General features: G+C 74.1%; 16 protein-coding genes. 11 read left to right on the forward strand and 5 right to left on the reverse strand.

Going from position 1 to position 14,777, the window contains the following annotated elements; genetic code table 11:
• From alr to SJ20_RS07075, 6 genes are all read left to right on the forward strand, one after another.
• The coding region (alr, locus tag SJ20_RS07050) for an alanine racemase (protein ID WP_044659432.1) at positions 1-586 on the forward strand (586 nt) is incomplete at its 5' end.
• Positions 583-1,209 carry a tRNA (adenosine(37)-N6)-threonylcarbamoyltransferase complex ATPase subunit type 1 TsaE gene (gene tsaE / locus SJ20_RS07055; protein ID WP_044659433.1) on the forward strand — a complete coding sequence of 209 codons (627 nt, stop codon included), beginning with the start codon at positions 583-585 and terminating at the stop codon, positions 1,207-1,209. The genes alr and tsaE, both read left to right, overlap by 4 nt.
• Positions 1,210-1,219: 10 nt before the next feature.
• A complete protein-coding gene (gene tsaB / locus SJ20_RS07060) occupies positions 1,220-1,891 on the forward strand; it encodes a tRNA (adenosine(37)-N6)-threonylcarbamoyltransferase complex dimerization subunit type 1 TsaB (RefSeq protein ID WP_044659434.1) in 672 nt (223 codons plus the stop codon).
• Complete coding sequence (locus SJ20_RS07065; RefSeq protein ID WP_044659435.1) at positions 1,888-2,475, forward strand: GNAT family N-acetyltransferase; 588 nt, start codon at positions 1,888-1,890, stop codon at positions 2,473-2,475. The genes tsaB and SJ20_RS07065 overlap by 4 nt, the downstream gene beginning before the upstream one ends.
• Before the next feature lie 26 nt (positions 2,476-2,501).
• Positions 2,502-3,593, forward strand: coding sequence for a tRNA (adenosine(37)-N6)-threonylcarbamoyltransferase complex transferase subunit TsaD (gene tsaD / locus SJ20_RS07070; protein WP_044659436.1), 1,092 nt, complete (start codon positions 2,502-2,504; stop codon positions 3,591-3,593).
• Between the two features lie 50 nt (positions 3,594-3,643).
• Positions 3,644-4,174: a hypothetical protein gene (locus SJ20_RS07075; protein WP_044659437.1), complete on the forward strand. Its 531-nt coding sequence runs from the start codon at positions 3,644-3,646 to the stop codon at positions 4,172-4,174.
• 8 nt (positions 4,175-4,182) lie between these two features.
• On the opposite strand, the gene SJ20_RS07080 is transcribed toward SJ20_RS07075, so the two are convergent.
• The 5 genes from SJ20_RS07080 to SJ20_RS07100 form a co-directional block, all read right to left on the reverse strand.
• On the reverse strand, positions 4,183-5,214 hold the full coding sequence (locus SJ20_RS07080) for a cation diffusion facilitator family transporter (protein ID WP_044659438.1): 1,032 nt from the start codon (positions 5,212-5,214) through the stop codon (positions 4,183-4,185).
• Positions 5,211-5,705 carry an ABC transporter substrate-binding protein gene (locus SJ20_RS07085; protein ID WP_044659439.1) on the reverse strand — a complete coding sequence of 165 codons (495 nt, stop codon included), beginning with the start codon at positions 5,703-5,705 and terminating at the stop codon, positions 5,211-5,213. Before SJ20_RS07085 ends, SJ20_RS07080 begins: the two co-directional genes overlap by 4 nt.
• 5 nt (positions 5,706-5,710) lie before the next feature.
• Positions 5,711-6,742, reverse strand: coding sequence for an NAD-dependent epimerase/dehydratase family protein (locus SJ20_RS07090; protein WP_044659440.1), 1,032 nt, complete (start codon positions 6,740-6,742; stop codon positions 5,711-5,713).
• Positions 6,739-7,914, reverse strand: coding sequence for a Zn-dependent alcohol dehydrogenase (locus SJ20_RS07095; RefSeq protein ID WP_044659441.1), 1,176 nt, complete (start codon positions 7,912-7,914; stop codon positions 6,739-6,741). The genes SJ20_RS07090 and SJ20_RS07095 overlap by 4 nt, the downstream gene beginning before the upstream one ends.
• A gap of 82 nt (positions 7,915-7,996) precedes the next feature.
• Positions 7,997-9,193, reverse strand: coding sequence for a glutamate--cysteine ligase (locus tag SJ20_RS07100; protein ID WP_044659442.1), 1,197 nt, complete (start codon positions 9,191-9,193; stop codon positions 7,997-7,999).
• A gap of 69 nt (positions 9,194-9,262) precedes the next feature.
• On the opposite strand from SJ20_RS07100, the gene SJ20_RS07105 reads away from it, so the two are divergent.
• The 5 genes from SJ20_RS07105 (at position 9,263) to SJ20_RS07125 (ending at position 14,717) form a co-directional block, all read left to right on the forward strand.
• Positions 9,263-10,594 carry a methyltransferase gene (locus SJ20_RS07105; RefSeq protein ID WP_044659443.1) on the forward strand — a complete coding sequence of 444 codons (1,332 nt, stop codon included), beginning with the start codon at positions 9,263-9,265 and terminating at the stop codon, positions 10,592-10,594.
• A gap of 170 nt (positions 10,595-10,764) precedes the next feature.
• Positions 10,765-11,829, forward strand: coding sequence for a siderophore ABC transporter substrate-binding protein (locus SJ20_RS07110; RefSeq protein WP_044659444.1), 1,065 nt, complete (start codon positions 10,765-10,767; stop codon positions 11,827-11,829).
• Positions 11,826-12,884, forward strand: a complete 1,059-nt coding sequence (locus SJ20_RS07115; protein WP_080695885.1) for an ABC transporter permease — start codon at positions 11,826-11,828, stop codon at positions 12,882-12,884. Before SJ20_RS07110 ends, SJ20_RS07115 begins: the two co-directional genes overlap by 4 nt.
• Positions 12,877-13,965 (forward strand): iron chelate uptake ABC transporter family permease subunit, encoded by a 1,089-nt coding sequence (locus SJ20_RS07120; RefSeq protein WP_044659445.1) that lies wholly within the window; start codon positions 12,877-12,879, stop codon positions 13,963-13,965. The genes SJ20_RS07115 and SJ20_RS07120 overlap by 8 nt, the downstream gene beginning before the upstream one ends.
• A complete protein-coding gene (locus SJ20_RS07125) occupies positions 13,962-14,717 on the forward strand; it encodes an ABC transporter ATP-binding protein (RefSeq protein WP_044659446.1) in 756 nt (251 codons plus the stop codon). The genes SJ20_RS07120 and SJ20_RS07125 overlap by 4 nt, the downstream gene beginning before the upstream one ends.
• Positions 14,718-14,777: the final 60 nt, after the last annotated feature.

Here is a 14,777-nt window from a genome sequence, read left to right on the forward strand (position 1 = left end):
GATGGCCGCCGAGGCCGCCGAGACGCTCGGCCACCCACTGCTGCGGCACCTGGCCAACACGCCGGCCACCCTCGCCCGGCCGGACACGCACCTGGACATGGTGCGCGTCGGCCTGGGCCTGTACGGGCTCTCCCCGTTCGCGGACGTCACCGCCGCCGAGCTCGGGCTGCGCCCGGCCATGTCCCTCGTCACCGTCCTGGCCAACGTCAAGGCCGTCCCCGCCGGGCAGGGCGTGTCCTACGGGTTCCGCCACGTCACGGCGGAGCCCACCACGCTCGGGCTCGTGCCCGTCGGCTACGCCGACGGCGTCCCGCGCGTCGTCGAGGGCACGCGCGTCCAGGTCGGCGGCCGGACCGTCCCCGTGGTGGGCCGCATCGCGATGGACCAGTTCGTGGTGGACCTCGGCCCGGACGCCGCGGACGCGCCCGGCGACGCCGTCGAGCTGTTCGGACCGGCCTCCGGCATTCCGGTGGAGGAGTGGGCCGCGGCCGCCGGGACGATCAACTACGAGCTGGTGACCCGCATCGGAGGCCGCGTGGACCGGCAGCACGTGGACCCCACGTCGACCCAGGAGGCCCGCCCATGAGCGACCACGAGTTCCCCGCCCCCGGCCCGACCCTGCCCGAGCCCGTGCTGACGGCGACGGTCCCGCTCGAGGGCGCCGACGGCACCCGGGCGTTCGGCCGCGCCCTCGCCGGGGTGCTCCGCGCCGGCGACGTGCTGATCCTCACGGGCGACCTCGGCGCGGGCAAGACGACCTTCACCCAGGGGCTGGCCAGCGGATTCGGCGTGGCCTCCGGCGTGGTCTCGCCGACGTTCGTCCTCTCCCGCGTCCACCCCGCTCCGGCCGACGCCCCGGCGGGCACCCCGGACCTCGTGCACGTGGACGCGTACCGGCTGCGCTCGGCGGGGGAGCTCACGGACCTCGACCTGGACGCGAGCGTGGACCGCTCCGTGACCGTCGTCGAGTGGGGCCGGGGCATGGCCGAGTCCCTCGCCGGGTTCCCCGAGGACCCGGACGCCTCGTGGCTGGACATCGAGATCGTCCGGGCCCGCGGGGGTGAGGACGCCCCCGCGGCCCCGGCGGGGGAGGGCGAGGACGGCATCGTCACCGACTTCTCCGACGAGGACGGGGGCCAGGCCGAGGAGCTGCGTTCGGCCGTCGTGACCGGCCGCGGCCCGCGCTGGGTCGGCGTCGTGCTTCCGTAGACTGGCGGCCATGGCCCTGCTCCTCGCGATCGACTCCTCCGCCGCCGCCTCCGTCGCCGTCCTGCGGGACGGTGAGGAGCTCGCGCACTGGGCCACGGACGACACCCACGCCCACGCCGAGGTGCTCGCCCCCGCGGTGCAGACCGTGCTCGGCGAGGCCGGCGTCACCGGCACCGCGCTGGACGCGCTCGCGGTCGGCGTCGGCCCCGGACCCTTCACGGGGCTGCGCGCGGGTCTGGCGACCGCGGCCGCCCTCGGCCTGGCGTGGGACGTGCCCGTGCACGGGGTCCGCAGCCTCGACGCGCTCGCCCACGCGGCCGGCGTCGACGCCTTCCGCCACGGGATCGAGGAGTTCGTGGTCGCCACGGACGCCCGCCGCCGCGAGGTCTACTGGGCCCACTACGCGCAGGTCGGCGGGCAGCCGACGCTGCTGCACGGCCCCTTCGTCTCGCCGGCGGACGAGGTCACCCCGCTGCCCGTCTACGGCGCGGGGGCCGGGCTCTACCCCGAGGCGCTGCGCGCGGTGCCGGACTGGGAGACGGCCACGCCGTCCGCCGTCGGGGTGGGGCAGGTGGCCGAGCTCGCCCTGCGGCGCGGCCGCGGCCTCGTGCCCGCCGAGCCGCTCTACCTGCGCGAGTCCGACGCCAAGGTCCCCGGCCCCCGCAAGCGGGCAGGCGCGTGAGCCCGGCCGAGCCGGCCCCGACCGACGACGGGCGCCCCGCCGAGGACGAGCACGGGCTGCCGCCCGGATACCTGCTGCGCCCCATGACCGTGTGGGACATCCCCGAGGTGCTCGCCCACGAGGCCACCCTCTTCCCGCTCGACGCCTGGCCCGCGCACTTCTACGAGGAGGAGCTCGCCCAGACCGGCCCCGCCGGCGGACGGGACGCGCACGGCCGCCCGCCCACCCGGGACTACCGCGTGGTCGTCCGCGACGTGGCCGCGCCCGGCTCCGCGGGCGACGACGGCCCCGCCCCCGGCGAGATCGTCGGCTACGGCGGGATCATGGTGGTCGGCGACGTCGCCGACGTGCAGACCGTGGGCACGGTCGCGGCGGCGCAGGGGCGGGGGATCGGGGCGGCCCAGCTGCGCTGGATGGCCGCGGAGGCCACGGCGCGCGGCGCGAGCGCCCTCATGCTCGAGGTCCGGGCCTCCAACGCCGTCGCCCGGCGACTCTACGCGCGCCACGGATTCGAGGAGCTGCACGTGCGCCGCCGCTACTACCCGGGCGGCGAGGACGCCGTGATCATGCGCAAGACCCTGTGACCGGGCCGCTCACTAGACTGGAGCCCATGCCCACCGCCACCGCAGCCCCCCTCGTGCTCGGCATCGAGTCCTCCTGCGACGAGACCGGCGTCGGCGTCGTCCGCGGCACCGCCCTGCTGGCCCACGAGGTCGCTTCCTCCGTCGAGGAGCACGTGCGCTTCGGCGGCGTGATCCCGGAGATCGCCGCCCGCGCCCACCTCGAGGCCCTCGTGCCCACGATCCGCCGCGCCCTGGACACCGCCGGCGTCACCCTCGCGGACCTCGACGCGATCGCCGTCACCTCCGGTCCGGGTCTGGCGGGCGCCCTCATGGTGGGGGTCGCGGGGGCCAAGGCGCTGGCCACGGCCCTCGGCACGCCCCTCTACGGCATCAACCATCTCGTGGCGCACGTGGGCGTCGGCATGCTGGACGGCGTGCGGCCCGCGCAGTGGGACGACCTGCCCACGGACCTGGGCGCCCTGCTCGTCTCCGGCGGGCACACCGAGATCCTGCGTGTGGGCCGGATCAGCTCCGAGGTCGAGCTGCTGGGCTCGACCATCGACGACGCGGCCGGCGAGGCCTACGACAAGGTCGCCCGGCTCATCGGGGCGGGCTACCCCGGGGGCCCCGTGATCGACCGGCTCGCCGCCCAGGGCGACCCGACCGCCTTCCGCTTCCCTCGCGGGCTCACCGCGGGCAAGTTCGTCGGCAGCGCCGAGGAGCCCGGCCCGCACCGGCACGACTGGTCCTTCTCCGGGCTGAAGACCGCCGTCTCCCGCGCCGTGGAGCAGTTCGAGGCCCGCGGCCTCGAGGTGCCGCGCGCGGACATCGCCGCCTCCTTCCAGGAGGCCGTCGCGGACGTGATCACCGCCAAGGCCGTCCGCGCCTGCCGCGAGCACGGGCTCACCCACCTGATGCTCGGCGGCGGCGTCGCGGCGAACTCGCGCCTGCGCGCCCTGCTCGCCGACCGGTGCCGCTCCGCGGGCATCGAGCTGACCGTCCCGCCCGTGGACCTGTGCACCGACAACGGGGCGATGGTCGCCGCGCTCGGCGCACGCCTGGTGCGCGACGGCGTCGCCCCCTCCGACGCGTGGTTCGGCGCGGACCCGGGGCAGCCGGTCGAGGTCGTCAGCGTCTGAGCGCGCCCGGCCCCTTGCCGCCACGCCCGCACGTTTCGTACACAGGGCCCATGACCGGCCATGATTACCCCCGCCCCGAGTCCACCTCTGCGGCCGTGGACGAGCAGATGCTGGAGGACTTCCTCAATCAGCACCTGCTCGGCTCCCGCTCCGGTGTGAAGGCGTTCCGCGCCGCCGAGCAGACCTGGGCCGGCACCCCGCAGGAGGCCGCGCTGCGCCGCCTCGGCGACGCCGTCCAGGACGACCAGGACCGCCTCGAGGCGCTCATCGGCGAACTGGGTCTCCGCACCCCGCTGGTGGACCGGGCCGCCGGCGCGGCGGCCGAGGTCGGCGGACGTCTCAACCCCGTGAACGCGCTGCGCACGCGCGGCTCCGGCTGGACGCAGATCGAACTGGACCTGCTGCAGGGCACGCTCCAGGCCAAGTCCGCGATGTGGCACGTCCTCGAACAGCTCGCGCCGCACCTGCCGGCGGTCGACGCCGCCGAGATGCACGCCCTGCGCCAGAGGACCGGCGACCAGCAGCGCGAGGTCCAGCGCATCACCTCCGCCACCCTCGAGGGCCGGTTCCTGGCCGGCTGAGGCCCGGGCTATTCCTCGCCCGTCTGATGCTCCCCGGACCGACCGCCGTGCACCTCGGCGGGCAGCTCGTCCACCGGGGCGACGACGACGTCCTGCAGCTTCCAGTCCAGGGCGGCGATCGCGTCCCGCAGCGCGCAGCAGCGGCCCACCGTCACGTCCGCCCCCTCGTGCGGCACCACGAACATCTCGACGTGGAACACGTGGCCCTCGTCCCGGACGCGGGCGCCCGCATGGCGCACCCACGGCTCCGCCCAGGCGACCCGCTCGGCACGGTCGATGAGCGGGTGCGGCCGGGCGCCGTCGATCGTGGCGGCGCGGCGATCCGCCAGGTTCGTGACGGCCTCCTTGAGGTTCTTCCAGCCGTCCAGCACGATGCTCACGCCCACGAAGATCGCCGCAGCGGAGTCCGCCCACCACCAGCCCAGGCCGATGCCGGCCACGCCGACGATGGTCGCCACGCCCGTCTGCCAGTCCGCCTTGTTCATGTCCGCGTCCGCGTACAGCACGCGGTCGTGGAGCTGCTCGGCCAGCTTGAGCTTCTTGTGGCCGAGGATCATGGGCCCGGGCACGGACAGGGCCATCACGGCCATCATGAACCAGCCCTGCCACACGGTGTGCCCGAACAGGTCGAACGTGCCGATGGGCGGGTGCTCCGCCGTCACCAGGCCCAGCACGGAGTCGCCGACGAGGACCACGCCCATCACGGACAGGGCGACGGCGGCCACGAGGTGCCCCACCCCGACGGACCGGTGAGAGCCGTAGGGCCGGGCCCGCGTCGGGGCCATGCGGGCCACGCGCAGGGCGACGAGGAACACGATCGGTGGGATCAGGGAGAGCAGGTCCTCGATCCACGCGGCCCGCATGGCCTGCGAGGAGCCCATCACGATCGCCACGAGGACGATCGTGACCACGATCACCCCCAGCGTCGCCCATTCGAGCCGCTTGGCCTGCTGGACCACGCGCTCGATCTCCGGGGGCAGCTCCGTGGCGCCGAACCGGCGCCCGCTCGGCCCCGTCTCCCGGGTGTCCCGCCGCGTCATCGGGCCTCCTCCGCTGCGCGCTGGTCGAAGTACGCCTCGAGGGCCTTGAGCATCTGATTCTCACCCAGGGGCACGGCCATCACGAGCTTCACCGGCTCGCCGTCCGGGCCCTCCGCCTCGGCGTAGTCGCGGGTGATGCTCGCGTGCGACGTCCACGGGGACGCCGAGGTCAGGCCGCCGGCCACCAGGTCCATGTCGCCCTTCTCCAGCGCGGTCATGAGCGCCTCCTCCCCGGCCACGGTCCACTCGACGCGTGCGTCGTGCGCCGCCGCGAAGCCGCGGATCAGGTCGGGCTCGGGGCCGACGGGCTCGGCGCCCGAGGCGTCCACGTGGGGCGGGTGGTGCACGACGCCGGCGCGCAGCACCCCGCCCGTGACGCGGTCCAGGGTGCCGTCCGGGTCGGCGGGGTAGCCGGAGGAGGTGCAGGCGGTGAACCCGAGGGCGACGCCCCCGAGCAGGCCCGTCAGGGCGGCCCGACGGGTGATGGTCATCGTCCTCATTCCGTGGGCGAGTGCGAGCGGTGCCCGGCGTTGCCGAGGCCTTCGGCGCCGTCGAGATGGTCGAGCACGAGGCGGACCGCCTCCCGGGCGTCGGTGGTCTCGGACCAGCCGGTCGCGGCGCGCAGGGCCGTGGTGTCCATGATGGGCGCTGCCGCGGCCATGTCCACCCACCCCGGGTCGGTGGGCTGCAGCCGTGCCCGGTAGGTCAGCGCCGCGGCCGCTCGGAACAGGCCCACGGGCAACTCCAGGATGCGGCGCGCCCCGAGGACGGTGCCCATGGTGTGCGCGTCCAGCACGGGGTCGGCGGCCACATTGAAGGCCCCGCCCGCCCGGTGGGCGATCACGCGCCAGTACGCGTCCGCCACGTCCTGGGCCGTGAGCGCCTGGAATCGCAGGCCCCGCGGGAAGGGGAGCACCGGAGTGCGCAGGCGGGCGACCAGCCGGGCGGGGACGAGGTCGCCCAGGAAGTAGTCCTTGATCTCGGGCCCGGCCGCGGACTGGAAGATCAGCCCGGGGCGCAGCCGGGTCACCAGCAGCTCCGGGTGCTCGGCCTGCACGCGGTCGAGGATCGACTCGACCTCGGCCTTCTGCGCGGCGTAGTGCGAGGTGGGGACCCCGGTGGTGGGATGGGACTCGGCCACGGCGCGGCCCTTCGGCCCGGGCCCGTACGCGCCCACCGAGGACTCGTAGACCAGGTGGGGCACACCCGCCTCGGCCACGGCCCGGAACACCCGCTCGTTGCCGACCACGTTGACGGCGCGCAGGTGGTCACGGTCGCGGTTGGGGCGGATCACCCACACCAGGTCGACGACGGCGTCGGCGCCGGCGACGATCTCGCGCAGCCGCCCCGCCGCCGTGGGCTCCGCGACGTCCAGGCGGTGCCACTCGACGCCGTCGTAGGGCGCTCCGGCCCGGTCCGGGCCGCGCCGGCTCACGCCCACGATCGAGCTCACCTCGTCCGCGGCCTGGAGGCGGTGCAGGACAGCGGTGCCGACGTTGCCCGTCGCGCCCAGGACGACGATCCTCACGGCTTCAGGACCACCTTGATGCAGCCGTCCTCCTTCTTCTGGAACGTCCCATAGAGGGCGGGCGCGTCCTCGAGCGGGGCGGTGTGCGTGGTCAGGTCGAGCACGCCGAGGGGGTCGGACGGGTCGTCGAGCAGGGGCAGCAGGTCGTCCACCCAGCGACGGACGTTGCACTGGCCCATCGTCAGGGTGACCTGCTTGTCGAACAGGGTGAGCATCGGCATCGGGTCCTTCATGCCGCCGTAGACCCCGGAGAGCGACACCGTGCCGCCACGCCGGACCGCGTCGATCGCGGTGTGGAGGGCGCTTAGGCGGTCGACGCCGGCGGTCTTCATGGCCGCCCGGCCGAGCGCGTCGGGCAGCAGGCCCACGGCGGTGTGGGCCGCATGCCCCGCCGGGGAGGCGTGCGCCTCCATGCCGACCGCGTCCACGACCCCGTCGGGGCCGCGGCCGCCGGTGCGCTCGCGGAGCACCTCGGCCTCGCCGCCGTCGGCGTCCAGGACCTCGATGCCGTGCCGGGCCGCCATCGCGCGGCGCTCGGGGACCGGGTCGACGCCGATCACCCGGTACCCCAGGTGCACGCCGATGCGTGCCGCCAGCTGGCCGATGGGGCCGAGGCCGAGCACCGCGAGCGTGCCGCCGTCGGGGACGTTCGCGTACCGGACCCCCTGCCAGGCGGTGGGGACGACGTCCGAGAGGAACAGCCACTGCTCATCCGGACCGGTGTGCGGCACCTTCACGGGGCCGTAGTCCGCGTGGGGCACGCGCAGCAGCTCGGCCTGTCCGCCGGGGACGGAGCCGTAGAGCCGGGAGTAGCCGAAGAGTGCGGCGCCGGAGCCCTGCTCCCGCACCTGGGTGGCCTCGCACTGGGACTGCAGCCCGCGCTGACACATCCAGCACCGGCCGCAGGAGATGGTGAAGGGCACGACCACCCGGTCACCGGGCCGGATGTGGGTGACCTCGGACCCGACCTCGCGGACGATGCCCATCGGCTCGTGACCGATCACGTCCCCCGCGTCCATGAACGGCCCCAGGACCTCGTACAGATGCAGGTCCGACCCGCAGATGCCGGTCGACGTGACCTCGATGATAGCGTCCGTCGGCTCCTGGATCCGCGGATCCTGGACGTCCTCGACGGCGACGTTGCGCTTTCCCTGCCATGTGAGTGCTCGCATGGTGCGACCGTAGACGCGCCGGGCGGGGCGGCGGAAGCCTGCAGGGGCGGCGGGGCCGCCACCTCGCCGGGGGAACGGCCGCTCAGCCGGTGCGGCCGTCCAGCGACGCGCGGGTGCGGGCGGCGGCGTCCAGCACGACCGCGCGCAGCGGGGCCACCGCGTCATCCGTGTCCTCACCCGCGGCCGGCGGGCCGGCCAGGGCCTGTGCCTCCACGCGACGCTGACGCGCGGCGCCGCCGTCGTCGATCATCGCCTGGACGCCGGCGAGCTCCGCCGCGCAGCCCAGCCGCTCGGCGACCGGGGTCAGTCGCTCGATCTCCGCCGGCAGGTGCTCCGCCAGCGGGACCTGGGTGCCCCGGGCGTCCACGATCACGGTGGCGTCCATGCCGTACCGGGCGGCGCGCCACTTGTTCTCCTGCACGTGCCACGGCGGCAGGACCTCGACCGTCTCACCGCGCTCCAGGCTCGCGGACAGGTCATCCACGAGGCACTGCGTGTAGGCGGTCACGGCGGCGATCTCCTCGAGCGTGGCCAGGCCGTCGCACGCGCGCATCTCCACCGTGCCCAGGCGGGGCACGGCCCGCACGTCCCAGCGGCACTCGGTGACGTCCGCGATCATGCCCACCTGCTCCATCTGGGCCACGCAGCGCTCGAAGCCCTCCCACTCCTGGAACTGGAACGGCAGGCCGGCCGTGGGCAGCTGCTGGAACAGGAGGGTGCGCTGGGACTGGTAGCCCGTGTCCGTGCCCGCCCAGAAGGGGGACGAGGCCGAGAGTGCGAGCAGGTGCGGCACGCGGTTGACCAGGCCGTTCACCACCGGCATGGCCTTGGAGACGTCGTCCAGGCCCACGTGCACGTGCACGCCGAAGATCAGCAGCTGCCGACCCCAGTACTGGGTGAGATCCAGCATGCGGTCGTAGCGCTCACTGGGCGTCGAGGGCTGCGCGATCGCGTCCGCGAACGGGTGCGTGCCCTGGCAGAACAGGGAGATGCCCCGCGCAGCCGCGGCGTCCGCCACACGCGCGGCGATCCGGCCGAGGTCCGCCGTCGCGGCGTCCACGCGCTCGTGCACGCCCGTGACGAGCTCCACCGTGTTCTGCAGCAGCTCGCTGGTCATGTGCGGGTTCACGTCGTCCTCGGCGAGGCCCTCGGTCGCATGCAGGGTGCGCAGCAGGTCCGGGGCCTCGGAGCGCAGCTCGCCGGACACGGCATCCACGAGCGCGAGCTCCCACTCGATTCCGAGAGTGGACTGCGCGGAGTCGGCGAAGGGCAGAGTCATGCCGCCCATCCTAGAAGCCCCGGCCCGGTCTGTGCCCGGTGTCCACGCTCCGGACCTAGGGTGTGGGGCATGGCCCGTCCCCGCCCCGCCTCCCGCTCGCCGCGCCCCACGGCCGCCGCCTCGGAGGCGGACGACACCGCCCTGGCCCCCGTCCTCGAGCCGGAGGGCCGCGCACTGCTCGACTCCCTCGCCGGGTACCGCGAGGCCGACGCGCTCGCGGTCTCCTCCCGCCTGCGCGCCGCGGGGCACCCGCCCGAGCGCGTGGCCGCCGCGCTGACCCAGGCCGCGCTGCGGTCCCGGGCGGAGGCCCGCCTCGGGCCGGAGGCGCGCCGGATGCTGTTCACGCGCGACGGCCTGGAGCAGGCCACCCGCCCGCTGGTCGCGGGCCTGCATGCGGACCGGCTGGCGGCCGCGGGGGCCCGGCGCGTCGCCGACCTCGGCTGCGGTCTCGGCCTGGACGCGCGCGCCTTCGCCGACCGGGGCCTGGACGTCGTGGCGGTGGAGCGGGACGCCGTCGTCGCCGCGGCCGCCGAGGTGAACCTCGCCGGCCACCGCGGAGCGCGTGTGGTGCACGGCGACGCCGTGGCCTGGGCCCGCGCCCACGTGCCCGCCGAGGCGGACGCGGTGTGGCTGGACCCCGCCCGCCGTCAGGTCGGCGGGGGCGGGTCCGCGCGCGTGTTCGACCCCGAGGCGTTCTCCCCGCCCCTGAGCGTCGTGACGGACATCGCCGCGACGGGCGTCCCGCTCGGTGTCAAGCTCGGCCCGGGGCTCCCGCACGAGGCCGTGCCGGCGGGCGCCGAGGCCGAGTGGGTGAGCGTCGACGGCGACGTCGTGGAGGCCGCCCTGTGGTTCAACGCGGCGGCCCGCCCCGGGGTGCGGCGGGCGGCGCGCGTCATGACCGTCCGGGGCGGGGAGACGACGACGGCGCAGCTCGTCTCCGGCGCGGACTTCGGCGACTCGCCCGAGGTCGAGGCCGTGGGGGAGGAGGGCATGGCGGGGCTCGTCGGCGCGGTCCTGCACGAGCCGGACGGCGCCGTCATCCGGGCCGGACTCGTGACGGACCTGGCCGCGTCCTGGCCCGTGCCGACGCGGCAGCTGGACCCCCACCTGGCCTACCTCGTCGCGCCCGAGCCCGTGCGGGACGGCCTGGCCCGCGCCCATCGGATCGAGGCGGTGCACGGCTTCCACCTGGCCTCCCTGCGGCGCTGGGCGAAGGAGACCGGGGTGGGTCGGCTGGACGTGAAGAAGCGGGGCATCCGCGAGACGCCCGAGGAGGTGCGTCGCGCCGTCCTCGGCGGGGCGAAGCCGGGCCGGCGTGGCGGGGCCGGACGGCACGCCACCCTCGTGCTGGCGCGCGTGGGTCGGGCGCGGTTCGCCCTCGAGGTGACGCCGTTGGACTGACGGGGCTCGAGGCCGCGGGCCCCGGGCGGCGGGACCCGTCGAACTCCCGTTGGGGGATTACGGCACCCTCGTGTACGGTATTCGACTGAGGCAAGGCTCACCTCCACGGGAGCGCGCCCACCACCCCGACTGCTCATCCCGGGACAGCCCCGCCCCCCAGAAGGAGAACCATGCCGCGTTCTGCCCGCGCCCCCCGCCTCGCCAGGCTCGCCCTGACCTCGGTGGCGGCCCTCGCCCTCGTCGGCTGCTCCGCCGGCGGCGCGGCCACGGGCTCGTCCTCCGCGAGCGCCGCCGGCGAGTCCTCGTCCTCCGCGAGCGCCGCCGGCGGCTCCTCGGCCGCCTCAGGCGGCGTCGTGGCCGGGGTCACCGTCACCGACATGTCCGGCGCCGAGGTCACCCTGCCGGAGGAGGTCGACTCCGTCATCGCCACGGACAACCGCACCTTCCGCACCCTGGACGACTGGGGCGTCGAGCTGTCGGCCGCGCCGAAGCAGATCATGTACAAGGGCGAGGGCGGGCCCTCCTACCTCCAGGACGACTCGGTCGCCGACATCGGCAACCACCGGGAGCCGGACATGGAGCTGTTCGTCACGGCTGAGCCGGACGTCGTGTTCAACGGCCAGCGGTTCAACGAGCGCAAGGCGGAGATCGACGAGCTGACCGGCGACGCCGCCGTCGTGGACACGAACTTCGACGTCACGCAGACCCCCATGGACGAAGGCCTGAAGAAACTGACCACCCTGCTGGGCGAGGCCACCGGCCACGAGGCCGATGCCGAGAAGCTCATCGCCGACTTCGACGCCGCCACCCAGCGCGCCAAGGATGCCTACGACCCCGAGCAGACCGTCATGGGCCTCATCGCCTCGGGCGGTGAGCTCTCGTACGTCGCGCCCAGCGCCGGCCGCGCCATCGGCCCGTTCTTCGACATGCTGGACCTGACCCCGGCCCTCGAGCAGTCGGGCACCGACAACCACCAGGGCGACGACATCTCCGTCGAGGCCATCGCGAAGTCGAACCCGGACTGGCTGATCGTCATGGACCGTGACGCCGCCGTCGGCGAGGAGAACGCCACCGCTGCCGAGCTGATCGAGCGCTCCGAGGCCCTCCAGGACGTGACCGCGGTGAAGGAGGGCAACATCGTGTACCTGCCCACCGACTTCTACGTCGCCGAGGACATCCAGAACCACACCACCGTCATGGAAGACCTCGCGAAGGCCTTCGAAGGCGCGCAGTGATTCTCGACGTGCGTCACCACGTCGCCGACGCCCCGCCCCGGCTCGAGGAGCCGGGGCGGGGCGACCGCGTGTGCTGGGTCCCGCCCGCCGTCCTGCGGCCCGAGCGCACCCGCTGGCAGCGCACTTGGCCGCTGCTGGCCGGCATCGTGGTGACCGCGGTCCTCGTCGTGGTCTCGCTGTTCGTGGGCGTGTACGACGTCGGCGCGGAGGGCGGACGCGAGATGTTCGCCATCACGCGCGTGCCGCGCACGGTCGCCCTCGTGCTGGCCGGCGCCTCGATGGCGATGTGCGGGCTGATCATGCAGCTCATGACGCAGAACCGCTTCGTGGAGCCCAGCACCACGGGCACCACCGAGTGGGCCGGTCTCGGCTTGTTGGTGACCATGGTGCTCGTGCCGGGGGCGGGCCTGGTGACCCGGATGGCCGGGGCCATCCTCTTCGCCTTCGTCGGCACCCTCGTGTTCTTCCTCTTCCTGCGGCGGGTGCGCCTGCAGTCCTCCCTCATCGTGCCGATCGTGGGCATCATGCTCGGCGCCGTCGTGGGCGCCGCCTCGACGTTCCTCGCCCTCCAGACGGACATGCTGCAGCAGGTGGGCGCGTGGTTCGCCGGCTCGTTCACCTCCGTGGTCCGCGGCCGGTATGAGCTGCTCTTCCTCGTGCTGATCGTGTGCGTGGCGGTCTTCGTCATCGCGGACCGCTTCACCGTGGCCGGCCTCGGCAAGGACGTCGCCACGAACGTCGGCCTCAACTACGACGCCGTGATCCTCACCGGCGTGGCCATGGTGGCCGTGGCCACCGGCGTGGTCACCGTGGTGATCGGGGCCCTCCCGTTCCTGGGGCTCGTGGTCCCCAACCTCGTGTCCATGGTCCGTGGCGACAACCTGCGCACGAATCTGCCCTGGGTGGTCATGGTCGGCGTGTGGATCGTGATTGTCTGCGACCTGATCGGGCGCACCGTGATCGCCCCGTTCGAGGTGCCCATCTCGCTGATCCTGGGCCTCGTGGGCGCGATCGTGTTCCTCGCCCTGCTGCTGAGGCAGGCCAAGCATGGTTGAGCCGCTCGCGACCGCCCCGGGTCGCCTCCCCGCCCCGCTCGGCGGCGCCACCGCCGCCGGGCCCGTCGACGCCGACGCCCCGCGCCGGTCCGGCGCGTTCGTCACCGCCGCCGACCGCCGGAGGTATGCGGTCGTCGTCGCGGTGCTGGCCGCCGTCGCCGTGCTCTCCACCGCCGGGGTCCTGCTGTGGGGCAACGAGGCCGAGCCCGGCTCGCGCGCGTTCTGGATGATCGCGCGGATGCGCGTGGAGTCCCTGGGCGTGATCGGCATCGTGGCGCTGTGCCACTCCTTCGCGACCGTCAGCTTCCACACGGTGACGGGCAACCGCATCATCACGCCCTCGATCATGGGGTTCGAGGCGCTCTACACCGCCGTGTCGACCGCCGCCGTGTACGTGCTGGGGGCCGCGGGCGTCGCGGTGCTGACCGGGGTGGGACCGTTCCTCGCCCAGGCCGCGCTCATGGTGGCGCTGGCGACGGCCCTGTACTCGTGGCTGCTCTCCCGGCCCTACGGCAGCGTCCATCTGATGCTGCTCGTGGGCGTGGTGCTGGGCGGCGGGCTGGCCGCGCTGAGCACGTTCATGCAGCGACTGCTGGACCCGAACTCGTTCGACCTGCTGAGCGCGCGGCTCTTCGGCAACATCTCCAACGCCCGGACCGAGTACGTGGCGATCGCCGCGCCCATCGCCGTCGTCGTGTGCGCGCTGCTGTGGCTGCGCTCCCGCCGCCTGAACACGGTGGCGCTCGGCGCCGACGCCGCGACCAACCTGGGCCTGCACCACCGGCGCGAGCTCATGGTGACGCTGCTGCTGGTCTCCGTGCTGATGGCCATGACCACCGCGCTCGTGGGCCCGATGACGTTCCTCGGGTTCCTCGTGGCGACGCTGGCGTACAGCCTCGTCGACACCCACGACCACCGGTTCATCCTCCCGGTGGCGGCGCTGGCCGGGTACGCGGTGCTCACGAGCGCCTACTTCGTGCTGCGGCACGTGTTCTACGCGGGGGGTGCGGTCACGGTGGTCATCGAGCTGATCGGCGGCATCACCTTCCTGGTCGTCGTGATGAGAAAGGGACGTCTGTGATCGAGCTGCGCGGCGTGGTGAAGCGCCACAGCGATGAGGTGTGCATCGGACCCGTGGACCTGGACATCCAGGCCGGGGGAGTGACCGCGCTCGTGGGGCCCAACGGGGCGGGCAAGTCCACGCTGCTGACGATGATCGGCCGGCTGCAGGACGCCGACGCCGGGACGATCGCCGTGGGCAGGCACGACATCACCACGACGCCGTCCCGGAAGATCGCGCAGACCCTGTCCATCCTGCGGCAGGAGAACCACTTCGTGACGCGGCTGACCGTGCGACAGCTCGTGGGGTTCGGGCGCTACCCGTACACGCGCGGCCGGCTGACCCTGGAGGACGAGCGGCACGTGTCCGACGCGATCGACTTCCTCAACCTCGGCCCGTTCGAGAACCGGTACCTCGACCAGCTCTCGGGCGGCCAGCGGCAGCGCGCGTACGTGGCGATGGTGCTGGCGCAGAACACCGAGTACGTGCTGCTGGACGAGCCGCTGAACAACCTGGACATGCAGCACTCGGTGCAGATGATGCAGCAGTTGCGCCGGGCCGCCGACGAGCTGGGCCGGACCGTGGTGATCGTGCTGCACGACATCAACTTCGCCGCCCACTACGCCGACCGGATCGTGGCCATGGGCGACGGCCAGGTGGTGGAGACCGGCACCCCGGCCGAGATCCTGCGCCCTGAGGTGCTGGAGCGAATCTTCAAGACCCCCTGCAGCGTGGTGGACGGACCGCACGGGCCGCTGGCCGTGTACTACTGAGCGGGGCGACGGTGAGGCCGGCCCGGGTCGGTCCGGGCGGGGGTCGGGTGCCCGGCCGAC

The sequence above is a fragment of the Micrococcus sp. MS-ASIII-49 genome (assembly GCF_000946635.1).
GTDB classification, from domain to species: Bacteria; Actinomycetota; Actinomycetes; order Actinomycetales; family Micrococcaceae; genus Micrococcus; species Micrococcus luteus.